Raw genomic sequence first — 19636 nt, forward strand, 5'->3', positions numbered from 1 at the left:
GGCGGCGCCCCGGTTCCGTAACCGATCTACGCGACGGCAGCCCCACCGTGGCCCGGGCAGGTGCTCTGCCGATCAGGGGAGGCGTGAGCAGCCCGCCGGCAGGCCTCGCCACGGCCCGGGGCGGCATCCTGGCACAGGAACCGCGTCGGGTACAGAGGATCCCCGGCGGGCGCAGACGGAGAGGTGCGGCCGGGACGCCGACGAGCCTGCCGTCCTTGTCGCGCCGAACGCCGGGTCCTTACGGTGACGTGCATCGCCGGGGTCGCCATCGACGCCGAGTGTCCTGTCGACCGGACAGCGCCGCACGGCGGACCCGCGGCCGACGGCGCGATCTCGCACCCGGCCCGGCGAATCTCCCCAATCCCGAGTCATTGCGTGACGGTCAGGACGGTGCCAGTTGAGCGCGAACCCCTTCGACGACGAGAACGGCCGCTTCCACGTGGTGGTCAACGGCGAGGAGCAGCACTCCCTGTGGCCGGTGTTCGCCGAGGTGCCCGCGGGCCGGCGCGTGGTCTTCGGTGAGGCGGCCAGGACCGAGTGCCTCGCGTACGTGGAGCAGAACTGGACGGACCTGCGCCCCAAGAGCCTTCAGGAAGCCATGGCTGCCGACTGAACACAGCCGCAGGACTACGCCGGAGGGGCGCGCACGCCCGCAATCCGACCGTTCGCCCGGCGGGCTCGCCGCCGTAGGAAAACCGTCGCGCTCGGGGCGCAGCGCGGTCGGAGCAGATCACGAAGCCGGACCCGTCGAAACATCCGCAGCCGCGACAGATGACCGTACAGGAGAACCGTCGATGATCCCGTTGTCCTTCGCCCAGAGCCGGATGTGGTTCCTTCACAAGCTGGAAGGGCCGTCCGCGACCTACAACGTCCCGTTCGTGCTGCGCCTGGAGGGGACGCTGGACACGACGGCCCTGGCCGCGGCGGTCACGGATGTCGCGACGCGGCACGAGAGCCTGCGCACCCTGGTCGTCGAGAACTCCGACGGCACGGGGGAACAGCGCATCGTGCCCGTGCAGGAGGCGGTCCTGCCCTTCCGGGTGGTCCGGGTGGCCGCGGACACGGTGGACGCCGCGGTGCGCGAGACCGTGCGCGAGACGTTCGACGTGGTGACCGAGCTTCCCCTGCGCACGACCGTCTTCCAGGTCGCCGCGCACGAGTACGTCCTGGTGTTCGTCTTCCACCACATCGCCGCGGACGGCGCGTCGATGGGGCCGTTCCTGCGGGACCTGATGTCGGCGTACGCGGCCCGCCACCGGGGCGACGCGCCGCAGTGGGAGCCGCTCCCCGTGCAGTACAAGGACTACACGCTGTGGCAGCAGCAGTTCCTGGGGGACGACGACGATCCGGAGAGCGTCACCGCGGCGCAACTCGCCTACTGGAAGAAGGAACTGGCCGAGATACCGCAGCCGTTGCAGCTGCCGCTGGACCGCCCGCGGCCGACCTCGGCCAGCTACCGGGGCGGTGAGGTCCCCTTCGTGCTGGCCCCCGAGCTGCTGTCCCGGATGCAGAGGCTGGCCGGCGACCACGGCGCCACAGCACCGATGGTGGCCCAGGCGGCGCTGGCGGTGCTGCTGAACAAGCTGGGCGCGGGGGAGGACGTGCCGATCGGCAATCCGATCGAGGGGCGCGCCGATGAGCAACTCGACGACCTGATCGGCTTCTTCGTCAACACCTGGGTGCTGCGCGCCGATCTGACGAAGAACCCCACGTTCGGTGACCTGCTGGCGCAGGTGCGGGACAAGGCCCTCGCCGCGTACGACAACCAGGACATACCGTTCGAGCGGCTGGTGGAGCGGCTCAATCCGGAGCGCTCCACCGCGTACCAGCCTTTGTTCCAGACGGTGTTGGGCTGGCAGTTCGTGTGGCCGGAGATCAAGATGCCGGGTCTGCGGGTCACCCCCGTCCCGGCGGTCACCGGCACCGCCAAGTTCGACCTCTTCTTCAACATCGTCCCGCAGGCGTCCGGAGGCGCGCACGGCCTGCTCGAGTACGCGGCGGACCTGTTCGACCACACCACCGCCGTCACCTTCGTCGACCGGTTCGTGCGCATCCTGGAGCAGGTCGTCGAGGACCCGTCGGTGCCGCTCGGCGCCGTCGAGGTGCTGGCGCCGGACGAGCGGGACCGGCTGGTGCGACAGCTCAACGACACCGCGCACCCGGTGGCCGCACAGACCCTGCCGGACGCCTTCGAGGCGCAGGTGCGGCGTGACCCCGACCGGCTCGCGCTGATCGGGGAGCAGGAGAGGCTGACGTACGGGGAGTTCAACCGGCGCGCCAACCGGCTGGCGCACCATCTCATCGAACAGGGCGCGGGACCCGAGCAGTTGATCGCGGTGCGGATCCCTCGCTCGGTGGATCTTCTGGTGGCGGTCTACGCGGCGCTCAAGACGGGCGCGGCCTATCTGCCGGTGGGCACCGAGCTGCCCGAGGACCGGGTGCGCCATCTGCTGGACGACGCGAAGCCGCTGCTGGTGCTCGACGAGCTCCCGGACGTGTCCGGACACCCGGAGAGCGACCCGCGACGGTCACTGTCCCCGGACAACGCCGCCTACGTCATCTACACCTCCGGCTCCACCGGTGCCCCCAAGGGCGTGCAGGTGGCCCACCGGTCGGTCATGAACATGCTGGCGTGGCGGCGGGCGTACTTCGGCATCGGTACCGCGGACCGGGTCCTGGTGAGCTCCTCGGCGAGCTTCGACGCATCGGTGCCCGAGTCGTTCACGCCGCTGCAGGCCGGCGCGGCCGTGGTGATCGCCCGCCCGGACGGGCAGCGGGACCCGGCGTACCTGGCCGAACTGATCCGGCGGGAGGAAGTGACCGGAGCCTTCTTCGTCCCCTCCCTGCTGGAGGTGTTCGTGGCCGAACCCGCGGCGGCACGGTGCTCCAGCCTGCGCTGGGTGGAGGCGGGAGGCGAGGCGTTCCCGGCCGAGCTGGCCAACAAGGTGACCGGCCTGCTGCCGAACTGTTCCGCGCACAACCTCTACGGGCCCACCGAGGCTTCGGTGGAGGTCACCGCCCAGCGGCACGAACCGGGCGCGGACCGGCTGCCGATCGGCACACCGGTGTGGAACACCCGGCTCTACGTGCTGGACGCCGCGCTGCGTCCGGTCGCTCCCGGCGTCGCGGGTGAGCTGTACCTCGCGGGCACCGGCCTGGCCCGCGGCTACCTCGGCCTGCGGGGGCTGACCGCGAACCGGTTCGTCGCCTGCCCCTTCGGGGAGCCGGGAAGCCGGATGTACCGCACCGGAGACCTGGTGCGCTGGAACAGGGACGGCCAGGTCGAATACCTCGGCCGGACCGACTTCCAGGTCAAGATCCGCGGCTTCCGCATCGAGCTGGGTGAGATCGAGCACGCGCTGACGACGCACCCCGGTGTGGCGCAGGCGGCAGTCGTGGTGCGTGAGAACCAGCACGGCGGCAACCAGCTCGTGGGGTACGTCGTGCCCAAACCGTATGCCGCGGCCGCCGACGCCGACGCCCAGGTGGACGAATGGCGCGAGATCTACGACGACAACTACGCCGAGTTCGACGACGGACTGGGCGACGACTTCCGCGGCTGGAACTCCAGTTACACCGGCGAGCCCATCGAGCGCGCGCAGATGCTGGAGTGGCAGGACGCGGCCGTGGCCCAGGTGCTGCAGTTCGCGCCGAGGCGGGTGCTGGAGATCGGCATAGGCTCCGGCCTGCTCCTCGGGAAGATCATCGGTGAGGTCGAGGAGTACTGGGGCACCGACATCTCGGCCCCCGTGGTCGACCGGGTCCGGGCCCAGGCCGAACAGGCCGGCTACGGCGACCGGGTCCGTCTCAGTGCCCAGCCCGCCCACGACATGTCCGGGCTGCCCCAGGGCGGTTTCGACACAGTCTTCCTCAACTCGGTAATCCAGTACTTCCCGAGCGCCGAGTACCTGGACCAGGTACTGCGCCAGGCCATGGACCTCCTCGCACCGGGCGGCCGGATCATCGTCGGTGACGTCCGCAACGCCGCGACCTGCCGCCTCTTCCAGACCGCGGTGCAGCATGCGGCACACCCCCACGCCTCGCACGAGGAACTGCGGACGCTGGTGGAGAAGGCACTGCTCGCCGAGCAGGAACTGGTGATCGCCCCGGAGTGGTTCACCGAGCGGGCCACAGCCGGCTCCGTCGCCGTCGACATCCGGCTGAAGCCCGGACAGGCACAGAACGAACTGACCCGGCACCGCTACGAGGTGATCCTGCACAAGCAGCCGGCCGACGTGCTCGACCTGACCGGTGCGCCGTCCGTGTCGTGGGGCCAGGAGGTGTTCGACCTGGCCGACCTCGACTCCGCGGACCGGGCGGGCGGCCCGGTGCGAGTGACCGGGATACCCAACGCACGCCTGACCGAGGAAGCCGCCCTGACCGTCGGGACGGGTCTCCTCGACCCAGCGCCCCTGCCCGGCAGGCCGGTCGATCCGCAGGAACTGCTCACGTGGGCACGCGAGCACGGCCGGGACGCGGTTCTCACCTGGTCGGGCCAGGACCCGCGCTACTTCGACGCCGTCCTGCTGCCCGAGCGGGCCGGGCGGCGAAGCGTGTCGGGCTCGTTCGTCGCCCGCGGTGCCGGCGAGCGCATCCGGACGAACGCTCCCGCCCTGGCCAGATCGCTCGGCCCGCTGCTCGTCGAGCTGCCCGGGTACCTGCGCGGGCGGCTGCCCGACTACATGGTCCCCCACGCACTGGTGCCGCTCTCGGAGCTGCCCCTGACGTCGAGCGGGAAACTGAACCACCGGGTGCTGCCCGCGCCGGACGACGCGCGGACATCGACCGGCCGGGCACCGCGCAACCAGGTCGAGGAGACCCTCAGCGCACTGTTCGCCGAGGTGCTCGGCGTGGACAGCGTCGGCGTCGACAACGACTTCTTCGCCAGCGGCGGGGACAGCATCCGCTCCATCCAGATCGTCGCGCGGGCCAGGGCACGCGGCATAGAGATCAGCACACGGGAGATCTTCGAGCACTCCACGGTCGCCCAGCTCGCGGAACTCGTCGCAGGACGCGAGGCGGAACGCGTCACCCTGGCGGAGCTGCCGGGCGGCGGCACGGGATGGGCCCCGCTGATGCCCACGGCCAAGCACGTGCTCGCGCTCGGCGGCGGCCTCGGCCGGTTCTGCATGTCCGGCATGCTGACCCTGCCCCACGGCATCGACCGTGCCCAGCTGCTCGCCACCCTGCAGGCCGTCCTGGACCGGCACGACGTGCTGCGCGCCCGGCTGGTGCGGCTGGAGCCCGGCCTGCGGATCGAACCCGTCGACAGCGTGAACGCCCGCGCGCTGCTCCGCGAAGTCCCCTACGACGACGCCGATGTGCGCGCCGAACTCGATGCCGCCGCGGACCGGCTGGACCCGGACGCCGGCGTGATGGCGCAGTTCGTGTGGTTCACCTCCGCCACCGGCGCCGGCCGGCTGCTGATCGTGCTGCACCACCTGGCCGTGGACGGGGTGTCCTGGCGGATCCTCGTGCCCGACCTGGTCGCGGCCTGGCAGCAGGTCCGCAACGGCAGCACCCCGGAACCGGCAGAGGCGGGAACCTCCCTGCGCCGGTGGGCGCATGCCCTGGCCGACGAGGCCGTCAGTGAGCGGCGGACGGCGGAACTGCCACTGTGGCAGCGGATCCTCGGCCAGGACGAGCCGGTGCTCGGAGCACGGGAACTGGACCCCGCACGGGACGTCGCCGCCACCGTGGACACGGTGCGCATCCAGCTGCCGGCCGACGTCACCAAAGCCGTGCTGGACACGGTGCCCGCCGTGTTCAGCGGAGGCGTCGACGACGGGCTGCTGGCCGCGCTGGCCCTGGCGCTGGCCCGCTGGCGCCAGGACCGGGGCGTGCCCGCCTCCTCGGTGCTCGTCCGGCTCGAGGGACACGGCCGGGAGGAGCAGGTGGCGCCCGGCGCGGACCTCTCGCGAACCGTCGGATGGTTCACCGCGATGTATCCGGTGCGCCTGGACCTGACCGGCATCGACCTGGCGGACGCGTACGCCGCCGGCCCCGCCGCCGGCCGGGCCGTCAAGGCCGTCAAGGAGCAGCTGCGGGCGGTCCCGGACCACGGCATCGGCTTCGGCCTGCTGCGCCACCTGAACCCGCGGACCGCCGCCGCACTGGCCGCAAACCGGGAACCCCAGATCGGGTTCAACTACCTCGGCCGGACGTCCGGCGCGGACATCCCCGAGGAACTGCGCGGCCTGGGCTGGGCACCCGACACCACACAGCAGGACCTGATCGCCGCACCGGACGCGGACATGCCGGTGCTGTCCGCGCTGGAGATCAACGCGGTCGCCACCAGCACCCCGCGCGGTGAGGAACTGACCGCCTACTTCGGCTTCCCCACCGGTGTGCTCTCCCGCGACGAAGTCACCGAGCTGGCCGGGCTGTGGACCCAGGCGCTGACCGCCCTGGCCCGGCACGCCACGACACCCGGCGCCGGCGGTATGACCCCGACCGACGCGCCCCTGGTCGAGGTGAGCCAACAGGAGATCGACGCCTGGGAGGACCGGTTCGGACACCTCGCCGAGGTGTGGCCGGTGACTCCGGCCCAGTCCGGGATTCTCTTCCACTCGATGCTGGCCGGCCCCTCGTTCGACGCCTATCACGTACAGCTGGTGTTCCACCTCGCCGGTGACGTGGACCCCGAGCGGATGCGCCGCGCCGGGCAGGCACTGCTGGGGCGCTACGCCAACCTCCGCGCCGCGTTCGTCAACCAGGCCGGGGGCGGTTTCGTACAGGTGGTACCCGCGGACGGAGTTGCCCTGCCGTGGCGCCACCTCGACCTGAGCGGACACGGTGAGGCGGAACGGACCGAGGCGCTCGAGCGGTTCCTCACCGAGGACCGGGCCGCCCACTTCGACCTGGACACCCCGCCGCTGATGCGGCTGTCCCTCGTGGTCCTGGAACCCGGCCGGTCCGAACTCGTGATGACCGTCCACCATGCCCTGTACGACGGCTGGTCCACGCCCCTGCTGCTGCAGGACCTGCTGCTGTTCTACGCATCCCACGGCGACGCGGCCGGCCTGCCCGCCACGCGCAGTTTCGGCGAGTTCCTGGCCTGGCGCGCACGGCAGGACCAGGACGAGGCCGCACGGGCCTGGGCGGCCGAACTCGACGGCGTCGAGGAAGCGACCCTGCTCGCGCCGGGCGCCGCGGCCGACGACGGCCTCGACCAGGTCGAGTTCGCCCTCCCGCAGGAGGTGTCCGATGAACTCAACCGGCGGGCCTCCGAGTGGGGCATCACCGTCAACACCCTGGTCCAGGGAGCCTGGGCGCTGCTGCTCGGCCGGCTCACCGGCCGCCAGGACGTGGTCTTCGGCGCCACCGTGTCGGGGCGACCGGCCGCGGTGGCGGGCGTCGAGTCGATGGTCGGGATGTTCATCAACACCCTGCCCGTGCGGGTGCGGTACGCGCCCGGTGACACCCTCGTCGAGGTCCTCACCCGGCTCCAGAGCAGACAGGCCGGCCTTCTGGAGCACCACCACTACGGCCTCACCGAGATCCAGCAGTCCGTCGGCCTGCCGTCCCTCTTCGACACACTGGTCGTCTTCGAGTCCTACCCGGTCGACCAGGAGGGCATCGGCGCCGCCACCGAGGCCGCAGGCGGAATCGCCATCACCGGCCTGCGTCCGAACAACGGCACCCACTACCCCCTGGCCCTGATGGCGGCCGTCGAGTCGCGCCTGCAGTTCCTTCTGCAGTACACGCCCGGTGCCTTCGACCGGGACACCGTGCAGGAGTACGCGGCCCGCTTCGTGCGCATCCTGGAACGCCTCGCGGCCACCCCCCAACTGACAGTCGCTCAGCTGGAGAGCGCGGAGTCGGCCGAGTCCGCCGGCCTCCTCGCCGAGTTCAACGACACGGCGGTCACGACTCCCGACGTCACGATCACCGCTCTCGTCGAGGCACAGGCGGCCCGGACACCGGACGAGGTCGCCGTCATCGCCGACAGGGAGTCACTCACGTACCGCGAGGTGAACGCCCGGGCCGACCGCCTGGCGCGCGAACTGGCCGACCTCGGCGTGCGCCGGGAGACGCTGGTGGCGGTGTCGCTGCCGCGGTCGGCGGACCTGGTGATCGCCCTGCTCGCGGTCCTGAAGGCCGGCGGGGCCTATCTGCCGGTCGACCCCAACTACCCGAGCCACCGCCTCGCGGCCATCCTCGACCAGGCGCGGCCGCACCTGGTCCTGACCCACTCGTCGACCGTCGCGGCGCTGCCGGAACACGACGCCCGCCGTGTCCTCCTCGACACGCTCGACCTGTCAGGGGCCGCCACCGGCCTCGAACTGGCGGTGGACGCACGGCAGTTGGCGTACGTCATGTACACCTCCGGCTCCACGGGCACGCCCAAGGGCGTCGCCATCACCCACGCGAACGTGGTCAACGGCGTGCTGCGACTCGCCCCCCGCGTAGGCATGGAACCGGGCAAACGGCTCCTGGCGGGCACCTCCGTCAACTTCGACGTCTCGGTGTTCGAGATCTTCACGACCCTCGCCACCGGCGGCATCGTCGAACTGGTCCGGGACGTCCTGGTCCTCGGCGAACGGAAGAGCTGGAGCGGCGGCATCATCTCCACCGTCCCGTCCGCCTTCGCCGAACTCGTCGACGGCATTCGCGGCGACACCAGCGTGGAGACGGTCGTCTTCGCGGGCGAGGCGCTGCCCCCCTCGCTCGTCAAGACGGTGCAGGACGCTTTCCCCGGCGTACGGATCGTCAACGCCTACGGGCAGAGCGAGTCGTTCTACGCCACCGCCTTCACCGTCGACGGCGACACACGGGACTGGACGGGCAGCGCGCCCATCGGCAGCCCGCTCGGCAACATGCGGGCCTACGTCCTCAGTCCCGGACTCAACCCGGTGCCACCGGGCCAGGTCGGTGAGCTGTACGTCGGCGGGGCCGTGGGCCGCGGCTACCACGGCCGCGCCGACCTGACCGCCGAGCGATTCGTCGCCGACCCGTTCGGCCCGGCCGGCGCACGCATGTACCGCACCGGCGACCTGGCCCGCCTGAGCGAGGGCCAACTGTCCTACGTGGGCCGCGGGGACACGCAGGTCAAGGTGCGCGGCTTCCGCGTCGAGCCCGGCGAGGTCGAGGCGGCACTCACCGCGCACCCCGAGATCGCCCAGGCCGTCGTCGTCGCCCGGCAGGCAGCGGGCAACAGCACGCAGCTCGTCGCGTACGTGGTGACGTCCGGAGAGACCGAATCCGAGAAGCTCCGCCGGTTCGTCGCCGAACGGCTGCCCGAGTTCATGGTGCCCTCCCACTTCATGGCGCTGGACCGGCTGCCGCTGATGCCCAACGGCAAGCTGGACCGCGCCGCGCTGCCCGAGCCCGAGTTCACGGGCACCGCCTACCGTGCCCCGCGCACCGAGCGCGAGAAAGCCCTGACCGAGCTGTTCGCCGAGGTGCTCGAGGTGCAGCGGGTCGGGCTCGACGACGACTTCTTCCAGCTCGGCGGGCACTCCCTGCTCGCCACCCGGCTCATCAGCCGCGCCCGGGCCGAGCTGGGGATCGAGATACCGATCGGAAAGGTCTTCGACCTGCCGACGGTGGCCGCGCTCGCACCCTGGTCGGAGGCACCGGCCGCTCCCCGTCGCCCCAGCCTGCGCCAGATGTTCGTAAAGGAGTGAAGTGATGATTCCGCTGTCGTACGTACAACGCCGCTACTGGTTCCTGCACCAGCTGGACGGTGAGGAGACCTGGAACATGCCGACGGCGCTGCGGCTGACCGGGACACTGGACGAGGCGGCCCTCGTCGCCGCGGTCCACGACGTGGTCGACCGGCACGAGAGCCTGCGCACCACGTACGTGGTGGACGAGGGGGGCGAGCCCTTCCAGCGGATCCTCCCGACGCCGGAAGCGCTGACGCAACTGCGGGTCCGGGTGGCCGAGGTGGCTCCCGAGGCCGTGGCCGGCGCCGTCGACGAGGCCGTCGCGCACGGGTTCGACCTCGCGGCCGAAATCCCCTTCCGGCCCCACCTGTTGCGCATCTCGCCGCAGGAACACCTCCTGGTCCTGGTCGTCCACCACATCGCCACCGACGGCACCTCGGCGGGGCTGATGGTGCGAGACCTCGCCGAGGCGTACGGCGCCCGCCGGGAGGGCCGGGCGCCCGGCTGGGAGCCGCTGCCGGTGCAGTACAAGGAGTACACGCTGTGGCAGCGCGAGGTCCTCGGCGACCTCGCGGACCCGAACAGTCTCGGCGCGGCGCAGCTCGAGTACTGGCGCAAGGAGCTGGCAGGGGTGCCGCAGCCGCTGAAGCTGCCGCTGGACCGCCCGCGGACCGCTGAGTTCTCGACGGACGGCGACACGGTCGGCTTCGTCGTGGAGCCGGGAGTGACGGGCGGCCTGGAGAAGCTCGCCGCCGACCGCGGTATGACCATGTCCATGGTCGTACAGACCGCGCTGGCCGTGTTGCTGTCCAAGCTCGGCGGCGGGGACGACGTGCCGGTCGGCAGCCCCATCGCCGGGCGGACCGACGAGGCCCTCGGCGACCTGGTCGGCTGCTTCGTCAACAATCTGGTGCTGCGCGTGGACCTCTCCGGCAGCCCCTCCTTCGCCGACCTGCTCACCCAGGTGCGCGTCAAGGCGCTGGCGGCCTACGAGCACCAGGACGCACCGTTCGACGTACTGGTCGAGTCGATCAACCCGGACCGCTCCGCGGCGTACCGGCCGCTGTTCCAGGTCATGTGCGGCTGGCAGAACTTCGCGAAGCCCGTCCTGGACTTCCCCGGGCTCGACGTGGAACTCCAGCAGGCCCTCACCACGAAGACCATGGTCGACCTGTTCTTCAGCATGAACACCGACGACTCCGGTGCGCTCTACGGTGACATCCAGTACGCGACGAGGCTGTTCGACCGGGAAACGGTCGAGGCCATGGCGGAGCGTTTCGCGCGTGTGCTGCGGCAGGTGGCCGCCGATCCGGACAGGCCCGTCGGGGACGTCGACGTGCTGAGCGAGCAGGAACGGCAGCGGCTGCTGGTGGACGTGAACGACACCGCCGAACCGACGCTCGAACCCGGCCTCGTCGAAGCAGTGCGCGACCAGACGCGGGCGACACCGGAGGCACTCGCCGTCATCGCTGAGGAAACCTCGCTCACCTACCAGGAGCTGGACACGCGGTCGAACAGGCTCGCGCACTGGCTGGTCGGGCGCGGGGTGCGGCCGGAGTCACTGGTCGCCGTGTGCCTGCCCCGGTCCGCGGAGCTGGTGGTGGCGCTGCTGGCGGTACTGAAGGCCGGCGGGGCCTACGTCCCCATCGACCCCGACTACCCGCGCTCGCGGATCGACCACGTGCTCGACCACGCCGAGCCGGTACTGGTGCTAGACACCGACGCGCTGACCGACGCGGACCGGGACGACCACCCCGATTCGGCGCCCGAGGTGCACGTACGGCCGGAGAACACCGCCTACGTGATCTACACATCGGGCTCCACGGGCACCCCCAAGGGCGTGGCGATCCCGCACCGCGCGCTGGCGAACTACCTGGCGACGACGCAGCGCCGGATCACGCTGTCGGCCGCGGACCGCATGCTGTTCAACACCACGGTGTCGTTCGACATCGCCGGCACCGAGTTGTACCTGCCGCTGATCCGCGGAGCGGCCGTGGTGGTGGCGGGACGGGAAACCGTCACCGATCCGTCGGCCGTGACGGCGCTGATGAACCGCCACCACGTCACCGTGGCGCAGGCCACCCCCGCGTTCTGGCAGATGCTCTCGACGCACCGGCCGGACGCCCTGCGGGGACTGCGGATCATGGTCGGCGGCGAGGCACTGCCGGTACGGCTCGCCGAGACGCTGGCCGACCAGGCCGCCGAAGTGAGCAACTGGTACGGCCCGACCGAGACGACGATCTGGTCGACGACGGCACCCGTGAAGGCGGGCGCGGGCGTGCCGGCGATCGGGACACCGATCGGGAACACCCAGGTCTACGTCCTCGACGCACGGCTGCACCCGGTTCCCCGCGGTGTGCAGGGCGATCTGTACATCGCAGGCGACGGACTGGCCCGCGGATACCAGGGCCGGCCGGACCTGACGGCCGAGCGGTTCGTCGCCTGCCCCTTCGGCCCCGCCGGCACGCGGATGTACCGCACCGGAGACCTGGTGCGGTGGGACAGGCACGGCCGGCTCGAGTACATCGCGCGCAGCGACTTCCAGGTCAAGATCCGCGGATTCAGGATCGAGCTGGGCGAGATCGAGCACGCACTGGCCGGACACCCCGGCGTCGCACAGGCGGCGGCCGCGGTGCTGGAGAACCAGGAGGGCGACAAACGCATCGTGGGATACGTGGTGCCCGCGCCCGATGCCACGCAGGCCGACCCCCAGGCCCTGACCGCCCAACTGTCCGCATATCTGCGGGAACGCCTGCCGGACTACATGGTGCCGTCCGCCGTGATCCCGCTCGCTGAGATCCCGCTGACCCCGAACGGCAAGACCGACCGGCTCGCTCTGCCGACACAGGACGCGAACACCACCGTCACGGCCGGCCGGGGGCCGCGCAACTCGCACGAAGAGAAGCTGTGCGCGATCTTCGCCGAGCTGCTCGGCCTGGACAAGGTCGGCGTCGAGGACAACTTCTTCGCGCTCGGCGGGCACTCGCTCCTCGCCACCCGGCTCAGCAGCCGCATCCGCAACCAGTTCGCCGTCAACGTGCCCCTGCGGACCATCATCAAGTTCCCCACGGTCGCCGAGCTGGCCGCGCTGCTGCTCACCGGCGCCATCCCCGACGATGTCGCCGACCCGTACGGCGTCGTGCTGCCGGTGAACCACGACCCCGGCACGGGAAAGCCTCCGGTGTGGTTCTTCCACGGAGGGGGCGGACTGGGCTGGGCGTACTTCAGCTTCGCGACGTTCCTCCAGGACCGGCCCGCCTATGCTCTGCAGGCCCGCGGCTCCAACGGCACGGACGTGCCCGCGGCGTCGGTGGAGGAGATGGTCGAGGACTACGTCGCCCAGATCCTCGAGGTCCAGCCGGAGGGGCCCTACCACCTGATCGGCTGGTCCTACGGCGGCACGGTCGGGCACGCCGTGGCGGAAGCGCTCGACCGGCGCGGACACGAGGTCGGACTGATGGCCATCCTGGACTCGCACCCCGGCGGGCAGGGATTCTCCGACATCCACGCGGGCAAGGAACTGTGGGAGTACCGGGAGGAGTTGGAGGAGTACTTCGGCCAGTACGTCAGCACCGACAACCAGGACGAGTTCCTGGACGACATGTCGAAGGTCCTGGCGAACAACATGTCCGTGATGATGAAGTTCGAGTCCCCGGTCTACCGCGGCGATGTGCTGTTCTTCAACGCGACGCTCAAGGACGACATGTACGACCACCTGTGGCGGCCGTACGTCCTCGGCGACATCCAGGTGCACGACGTGCACGCCACGCACCACGAGATGCACCTGCCCGCACCGCTGGCCGAGATATTCGAGGTCGTCAACCGCGAACTCGCGCAATGACCGGACGCCGGATTCCCGGAGCCCGACCGGCATGATCACCGTAGGCTGCCCGGTCCACCGTGCAGCCTACGGATCGCGACCGCCGTCCTCCGCCGGCCCGGCCGGCCTTCGTGTCCGTGGCTTGTGTTCACCCTGACTTGCCGTGCGTACAACCCTTCGTCCATCCGACGGGTCGTAGATCACCTACGTCGGTACCGACGCCGGTACCGACGCCGGTTCGACAGACAGGGGAGCATCACCTTGCGCGCACGTACTCTGGCCGTTGCCACGGCCGCCGTCCTCGCCGTCGCGGGGCTCGGCGCCCCCGCCGCAGTCGCGGCGCCCTCCGCACTGCCCGACGACTTCAACGGCGACGGCTACCGCGACCTCGCCATCGGCACCCCCAAGGCGAGCGGGGGCACGGTCACCGTCCTCTTCGGCTCGGCCTCCGGTGTCAGCCCCGCGCGCTCGGTGAACATCACGCAGAACACCGCGGGCGTTCCGGGTGCCTCGGAGTCCGTGGACAAGTTCGGGGAGAACGTCACCAGCGGTGACGTCGACGGTGACGGCTACGCCGACCTGATCGTCGGCGCTCCCGGTGAGGTGGTCACCGCCGGCAAACCGCGCGGCTCGGTGACCATCGTGTGGGGCGGGGCCAGGCCCTTCACGTCCGGCGGTATGGCACTCACCGCACCGAGCGCCGATGCCGATCTCTTCGGCGAGAGCACCTCCTTCGCCGACCTCGACGGCGACGGCACCGGCAACCTGGTCGTCCTGGGCGGCAACACCTTCTGGTGGTACGCCGACGGGAAACCCGCCCAGGACGGCGCACGGGCGCCGGAGACCGGTTTCGTGCCCGAGAACGTACACCTGGACGGTGTCGTGGCAGGTCACTTCTCCGGCACCGACGGCAGCGACTACGTGGTGCACGGGCGGAGGCTGGATGCCGACGCGGGCACCTCGGGTACCTACGTCGGGCTCCTGCGCGGCGGCCCCGGGGACATCGGCCACCACTACTCGGTGCTGGCCGAAGGTGCCGCTCCGGGAGGCGCTTCCTGGGCGTCGGCCGTGGCGGGCGGGGACATCAACGGCGACGGATACGACGATCTGGTCACCGGCAACACCGCGGTCGGACAGGGTGGTTCGTTCACGGTGCGGTACGGCAGGGCGGCAGGGCTCCCCGTCACGGGCACGACCTACACCCAGGACAGCGCGGGCGTCCCCGGCACCGATGAGCCGTACGAGAACTTCGGTGCGGCCGTGGCGGTGGGGGACGCGACCGGTGACGGCCGTGCGGATGTCGCGGTCGGTGCCTCGTACGAGACCGTGGACGGCCGCAGGAGCGTCGGCAACGTCGTCCTGCTGAAGGGCGGTTCGGGGGGCCTGACCACGAGCGGCGCCCAGTCCTTCCACCAGGCCACCCCGGGTGTGCCGGGCGCCGCCGAGGCGGGCGACCACTTCGGTTCCTCGCTGCGGCTGCGTGACATCAACGGCAACGGCAGGGCGGACCTGGCCGTCGGCGCGCTCGGCGAGGACGTCCTGCCCGAGGGATACGACGACGGCGCGGCCTGGGTGCTGCGAGGCGCGGCCACGGGCTTGACCAGCACGTACGCGACGGCCTTCAACGCGACGGACTTCGGCTACCCCGTCGTCGACGGGCGCAGGTTCGCCGACGTCTTCGGCCGCTGACCGGGATCGGCGGGCGGTCGGGCCAGATCGCGGTCGGACCAGATGCCTCCTGCGGCCGAAGCATGATCGAAAGACGGCAGGGCACGGGGCAGAGGGTTCGTCACGTCAGGCGGGCCGCCTTCGATCACCGACCGGAGAGGGATCAGACACCTCGATGAAGTGGCTTGTCACGCTGGCAGGAGCAGGGCTCGTCATGGTCGGCCTGCGGGATGTCTTTCACACGCTCTGGCACCCCACGCGCGACGGAGGACTGAGCCGGCGCGTGATGACGGTGTTCTGGCGACTGTCCTCACGGTTGGGCCGTCGCCGCGCGGCCGGGCTGGCCGGACCGCTCGCCATGGTCACGGTCGTGGCGCTGTGGGCGGCCACCGTCACGGTCGGCTGGGCGCTCATCTACTGGCCGCACCTGCCCGGCGCCTTCTCTTTCGCCACCGGCCTCGAACCGGCCGAGCACGCCGGTTTCCCGGACGCGCTCTACATCTCCATGGTCACCGTGGCCACCCTCGGCCTGGGGGACATCACCCCGGAAACCGGGTGGGTGCGTGTTCTCCACCCCATGGAAGCCATCGTCGGCTTCGCCCTGCTGACCGCGACCGTCACCTGGGTTCTGGGCATCTACCCCGCCCTCGCCCGCCGCCGAGCGCTGGCCCTGCGCCTGTCGCACCTGCGGCGCACCCGGCCCACGAAGCGGCAGATGGACTCCGCCGCAGGAGCGGCCATCCTCGAGAGCCTCGCCTCCGGCGTCGCGACCGTCTCCGTCGATTTCCTCCAGTACGCCGAGTCCTACTACTTCCACGACGGCGACGCGCACACGTCCCTGGCCAACAACATCCGTTATGCGGAGGAGCTCGCCGAATTGGCGGTCACCACCGAACGGGACGACGTGCGGCTGTGCGGGAACGTCCTGCGTACCGCGCTCGAGGATCTCGCCCGCATCCTGGAGCAGCGCTTCATACCCCCGCATAAACCCGGCTCGGTCGCATTCGCCGCGTTCATTCAGGACCATGGCGCTCAGCGGGAGTCCGACTGAGGCGGACGAAGCCCCAGTGGCCGCCGTTCCGTCGTGTGACGACGGCACACGCCTGCGGACAGGTGAAGGCTTCTGCGCGCTGGGGAACCCGGCCAGTGACTCAGCCCCCGGCTTCCCTTCCGTCACTGGGTGAGCCACTCGCGGAGGGCGAGGCGCTGACACCGCCCGAGGGGCTGGCGGAGGGCGTCGCGGACGGGGTCACCGTCCGCGAGGGCGGGCGGGGGCGGCCACTGGGGGTTCGGGGGGTCGGTTTCGCCTTCCCCGGAGGGGGTGCACTGGTGGTGGCGGGACGGCGGGAGACCGGTGACTCGCTGCGAGTCGCCGTCGGAACGGGACGCCGGATTCCGTCACCGCTTCGGTCCCGGACGCCCTTTCGGGCCGGGTGCGTGGTCGCACGCTCCGGTGAGGCGGGTGAACCGGTGACGGGGACCCCTGGCTCCTCGGGGGACGACGGTGCCGGGATGGAGGCTGCCCGTGGAGCTGCCGGCTGGGAAAGCACCGAGGCGGTGGCCAGGCCTCCGAGGAGGGTGAAGGCGGCCGCGGCAAGAGACCGTACGGCATACTTCCTCCGCCGCGCCGGACGGCCGTCTTCCGGAAGGTCCCGCGAGGGCGTCGGTGACCCGGGAACGGGGCATCGGGAGAGGCCCGGCCCCGCACTGAAGCGGACCTCCGGCAGCGTGACGTCGACGGCCGGAGCACCGTCCGTCCGGTCGCCCGGCTGTGCCATGTCAGGGTCGTATGCCCCGCACTCCGGGCAGGTTACGGCGCCGTTGAGCGTGCGGTTGCACGGGATGCAGTAGTCCATGAAGCGACCGATCTCAGTCCTTGGGTCGACGGGAGAGACGCTGCCCCCGAGCCGGGCGGCAGTCAGCGCCGGCAAGACGCCATTTGGTTTGTTTCAACCCGGCCTTCCGCATGTGCGGACCTCCCTTCCTCACCGGTCTGCAAGCGGGTCACCGGTTACCGGGGTCAACGGGGCGGATCCGACGAGTGCTCAGCCGCCATCTGAAAAGTGGGGTAGGTAACTCCGTCGGACGCCGATGTCGACGGACCACCAGGACGACGTCACACTCCTGCGGAAACATCCCGTAAAGGACGGAAACCCGGCATGGGATGAGGCGTGGGTTACACACCGGCCGGGGGATGAGGACAAAGCCGCGTGGCCTACGTATCCGCCTCCGGGACAAGAAGGTCGGGGCCCCGCCACTTGGGGGCCCTGCGCAGAGGTCCTCGTCACCATCCGACCCCTGGTACCTGACCGCGGCCGACGAAGCACCCGGCCCTTCAGGAACAGGACAAGCCGAGGAGGCACCGGTGGGTCCCGACGACGCCGATCCTGAGCGGACTCCCGCCGCAGACCCTGACATCGCGCAGGACATCAGGGACTCCTTCCAGGCCGTGCTGGACGCTCTGGATGCCGCACGCGCCGACCTCCTGCGCGAAGAACAGCAGGAACACGTCGAGGGTTCGTCCCGACCGCGGAGCCGGCACGGTTCCCCGGCCGGGGACGCCCGCGCTCCCCAGCCGGTCCTGCCCCCGTCCTCGATCTCCGCTCCCTCCGCGTCCCGCCCGGCACTGCCGGTCAGACGTGTGCCGTCGGGCGCGCAACCCGGGCTTCCCGGGGCCCACCGGCCGACCGCCGCTGAACCACTGCCGACCGGCGGCGCGCCTCGGGCCGACACCCCGCAGGCCGTCGTGGCGGAGCCACCGGGATTGCCCAGAGGACTGGAGGCCGTCCCACCGCCGTCGGTGGGACGGCCGCCGGCGGCCGGTAAACCGGGCCCGGAAGCAGTCGCACCGACTGTGGCTTCACCAACTCCGGCTCCCTGCCAGGAGAGTGGGCAGAGCAGGAGCCTCCGGCCGGGCACCGCCTGGTCGGACTCCGTCTCTCGTCCGGCCGCCCCACCCGACCGGCTCGCTACCGCGCCCTCCGAGCAATCTCCCGCGTCTGTCCGCGGACACGGAAGGAGGACCAGTGGCAGACGGCGACGAGCCACCAGCCGCAGGAACCTGCGCGTCACCGGAACCTTCGCGCTGGGCGCGGCCAGCGGGTTGATCCTCGCCTCCTGGCTGCTGACCGACCACAACGACGAGCCTGCGCCCTCCTCTCCACCTCCCGGACGTATGGAAAACCCGGTGCCCGGGACTCCCGCGCCGAAGGACCCCGCTCCCCGGGCTCCAGGGCGGACGAACCACTCGCAGCCCGGCACACCGGACCCGCCGCTCCCCGAAATCCCGGGCACGGGCGTCCTACGCCAGGGCGACAGCGGCCATGGCGTCTACGAGTTGCAGGTACGTCTCCTGCAAATACCTGAGATCTACGACGGTGGCCCGATCGACGGCCGCTACGACACGGGAGTCCGAGCGGCAGTGACCCTGTTCCAGAAGCGGTACGGCGTCCGCGGCGACGAGAGCGGGGTCTACGGCGACAACACACGTCTCGCCCTGATGCGGCGGACCAAGTAGCGGGCGACAGGAGGTCGGGGTCCCGGTATCGGCCGCACGCCGGCCGTGGCACCCGTCGTGGTGCCTCGGGCCGTGCGGCGCAATGCCGCGACGCTCCGGTGTCGGGGCGGTCCGTAACCCGGCGACGGCAGGCCGGACTCGTACGATCGTGTCGCCATGGGTCCTGACGGCGTGGCCGGAAAGGAGGCAGAGCCTCGGTGCCCGCACGAACGGATCGCCTCGTCGTCCCTCCCCGTGCCGCATGCGACACCCGCTAGATGCAAAACGCACAGACTTCAGTGAAGGAATCCCATGATCTTCATCACCGCCAGGTTCCGTGTCCGTCCCGAGCACGCCGACCGCTGGCCCGAGATCGCCGCCGACTTCACCCGGGCCACGCGCGCCGAGCCCGGCTGCCTGTGGTTCGACTGGTCGCGCAGCGTCGAGGAGCCGACGGAGTACGTCCTCATCGAGGCCTTCCGCGACGACGAGGCCGGGGCCACGCATGTGCAGTCCGCGCACTTCAAGGCCGCGCAGCAGACGCTGCCGCCCCATCTGCTGGAGACGCCGCGCATCGTGAACGCGACCGTTCCGCAGGATGACTGGTCACTCCTCGGGGAGATGGCGGTTCCCGAACAGGGATAGCTCTGCCTGGCGGGACCAGCCTGCCTGCGATGTCCTGGGCGCAGTCTCGGGGAGGCGCAGCGGGTGCGCGTGGCCGGTGCGTGGGGGAGGGTTGAAGTATGACGGAACCGCTCGTCCCTCCCGAAGAGACACCACCGGTAGAAGGTTCCACCGCCGAAGCCCATCAGGAGCGGGCTGACGGCGGTCCCTGGGAACACCCGAGGATCTGGATCTTTCTCATCGTCGCCGGGGCTGTGATCGTGGCTGCGTACTTCATCGCCCGCATCATCTCCTTCTGATCAGCTGCGGGTGGCGGCTTCAGCCGCCGTCCCCGGCACGGCTGCCGGCAGGCTTCGTGTGTTCGTGCCGGTCGCGGAGCCTGCGCACCGTGCCGACCGTCGGCGGACGGTCCTCGCA

The 19636-nt window shown here is 71.0% G+C and carries 8 protein-coding genes; all 8 read left to right on the forward strand.

Annotated features, from left to right (window positions below; all coding sequences use genetic code 11):
• The first annotated feature begins 397 nt into the window (after positions 1-397).
• Positions 398-613: an MbtH family protein gene (locus tag ACFYP4_RS22740; RefSeq protein WP_358853325.1), complete on the forward strand. Its 216-nt coding sequence runs from the start codon at positions 398-400 to the stop codon at positions 611-613.
• A gap of 181 nt (positions 614-794) precedes the next feature.
• Positions 795-9629: an amino acid adenylation domain-containing protein gene (locus ACFYP4_RS22745; protein ID WP_388787469.1), complete on the forward strand. Its 8835-nt coding sequence runs from the start codon at positions 795-797 to the stop codon at positions 9627-9629.
• 4 nt (positions 9630-9633) lie between these two features.
• Positions 9634-13452 (forward strand): amino acid adenylation domain-containing protein, encoded by a 3819-nt coding sequence (locus ACFYP4_RS22750; RefSeq protein WP_388787472.1) that lies wholly within the window; start codon positions 9634-9636, stop codon positions 13450-13452.
• Between the two features lie 240 nt (positions 13453-13692).
• A complete protein-coding gene (locus tag ACFYP4_RS22755; protein WP_388787475.1) occupies positions 13693-15120 on the forward strand; it encodes an FG-GAP-like repeat-containing protein in 1428 nt (475 codons plus the stop codon).
• A gap of 154 nt (positions 15121-15274) precedes the next feature.
• Positions 15275-16150, forward strand: a complete 876-nt coding sequence (locus ACFYP4_RS22760; RefSeq protein ID WP_358853321.1) for a potassium channel family protein — start codon at positions 15275-15277, stop codon at positions 16148-16150.
• Positions 16151-18286: 2136 nt separating this feature from the next.
• The gene (locus ACFYP4_RS22765) at positions 18287-18616 is read left to right on the forward strand and encodes a peptidoglycan-binding protein (protein ID WP_388787479.1); all 330 of its coding nucleotides are present in this window, start codon (positions 18287-18289) and stop codon (positions 18614-18616) included.
• A 291-nt stretch (positions 18617-18907) separates the two neighbouring features.
• On the forward strand, positions 18908-19240 hold the full coding sequence (locus ACFYP4_RS22770; RefSeq protein ID WP_388787482.1) for a putative quinol monooxygenase: 333 nt from the start codon (positions 18908-18910) through the stop codon (positions 19238-19240).
• 98 nt (positions 19241-19338) lie between these two features.
• Complete coding sequence (locus tag ACFYP4_RS22775; RefSeq protein WP_358853318.1) at positions 19339-19518, forward strand: DUF6480 family protein; 180 nt, start codon at positions 19339-19341, stop codon at positions 19516-19518.
• Positions 19519-19636: the final 118 nt, after the last annotated feature.

This window comes from Streptomyces sp. NPDC005551 (assembly GCF_042871785.1).
Lineage (GTDB): Bacteria > Actinomycetota > Actinomycetes > Streptomycetales > Streptomycetaceae > Streptomyces.

Coding starts and splice junctions, on each gene's coding strand:
- ACFYP4_RS22745 (WP_388787469.1), top strand. CDS start 795: ATGATCCCGTTGTCCTTCGCCCAGAGCCGGATGTGGTTCCTTCACAAG.
- ACFYP4_RS22750 (WP_388787472.1), top strand. CDS start 9,634: ATGATTCCGCTGTCGTACGTACAACGCCGCTACTGGTTCCTGCACCAG.
- ACFYP4_RS22760 (WP_358853321.1), top strand. CDS start 15,275: ATGAAGTGGCTTGTCACGCTGGCAGGAGCAGGGCTCGTCATGGTCGGC.
- ACFYP4_RS22770 (WP_388787482.1), top strand. CDS start 18,908: ATGATCTTCATCACCGCCAGGTTCCGTGTCCGTCCCGAGCACGCCGAC.
- ACFYP4_RS22775 (WP_358853318.1), top strand. CDS start 19,339: ATGACGGAACCGCTCGTCCCTCCCGAAGAGACACCACCGGTAGAAGGT.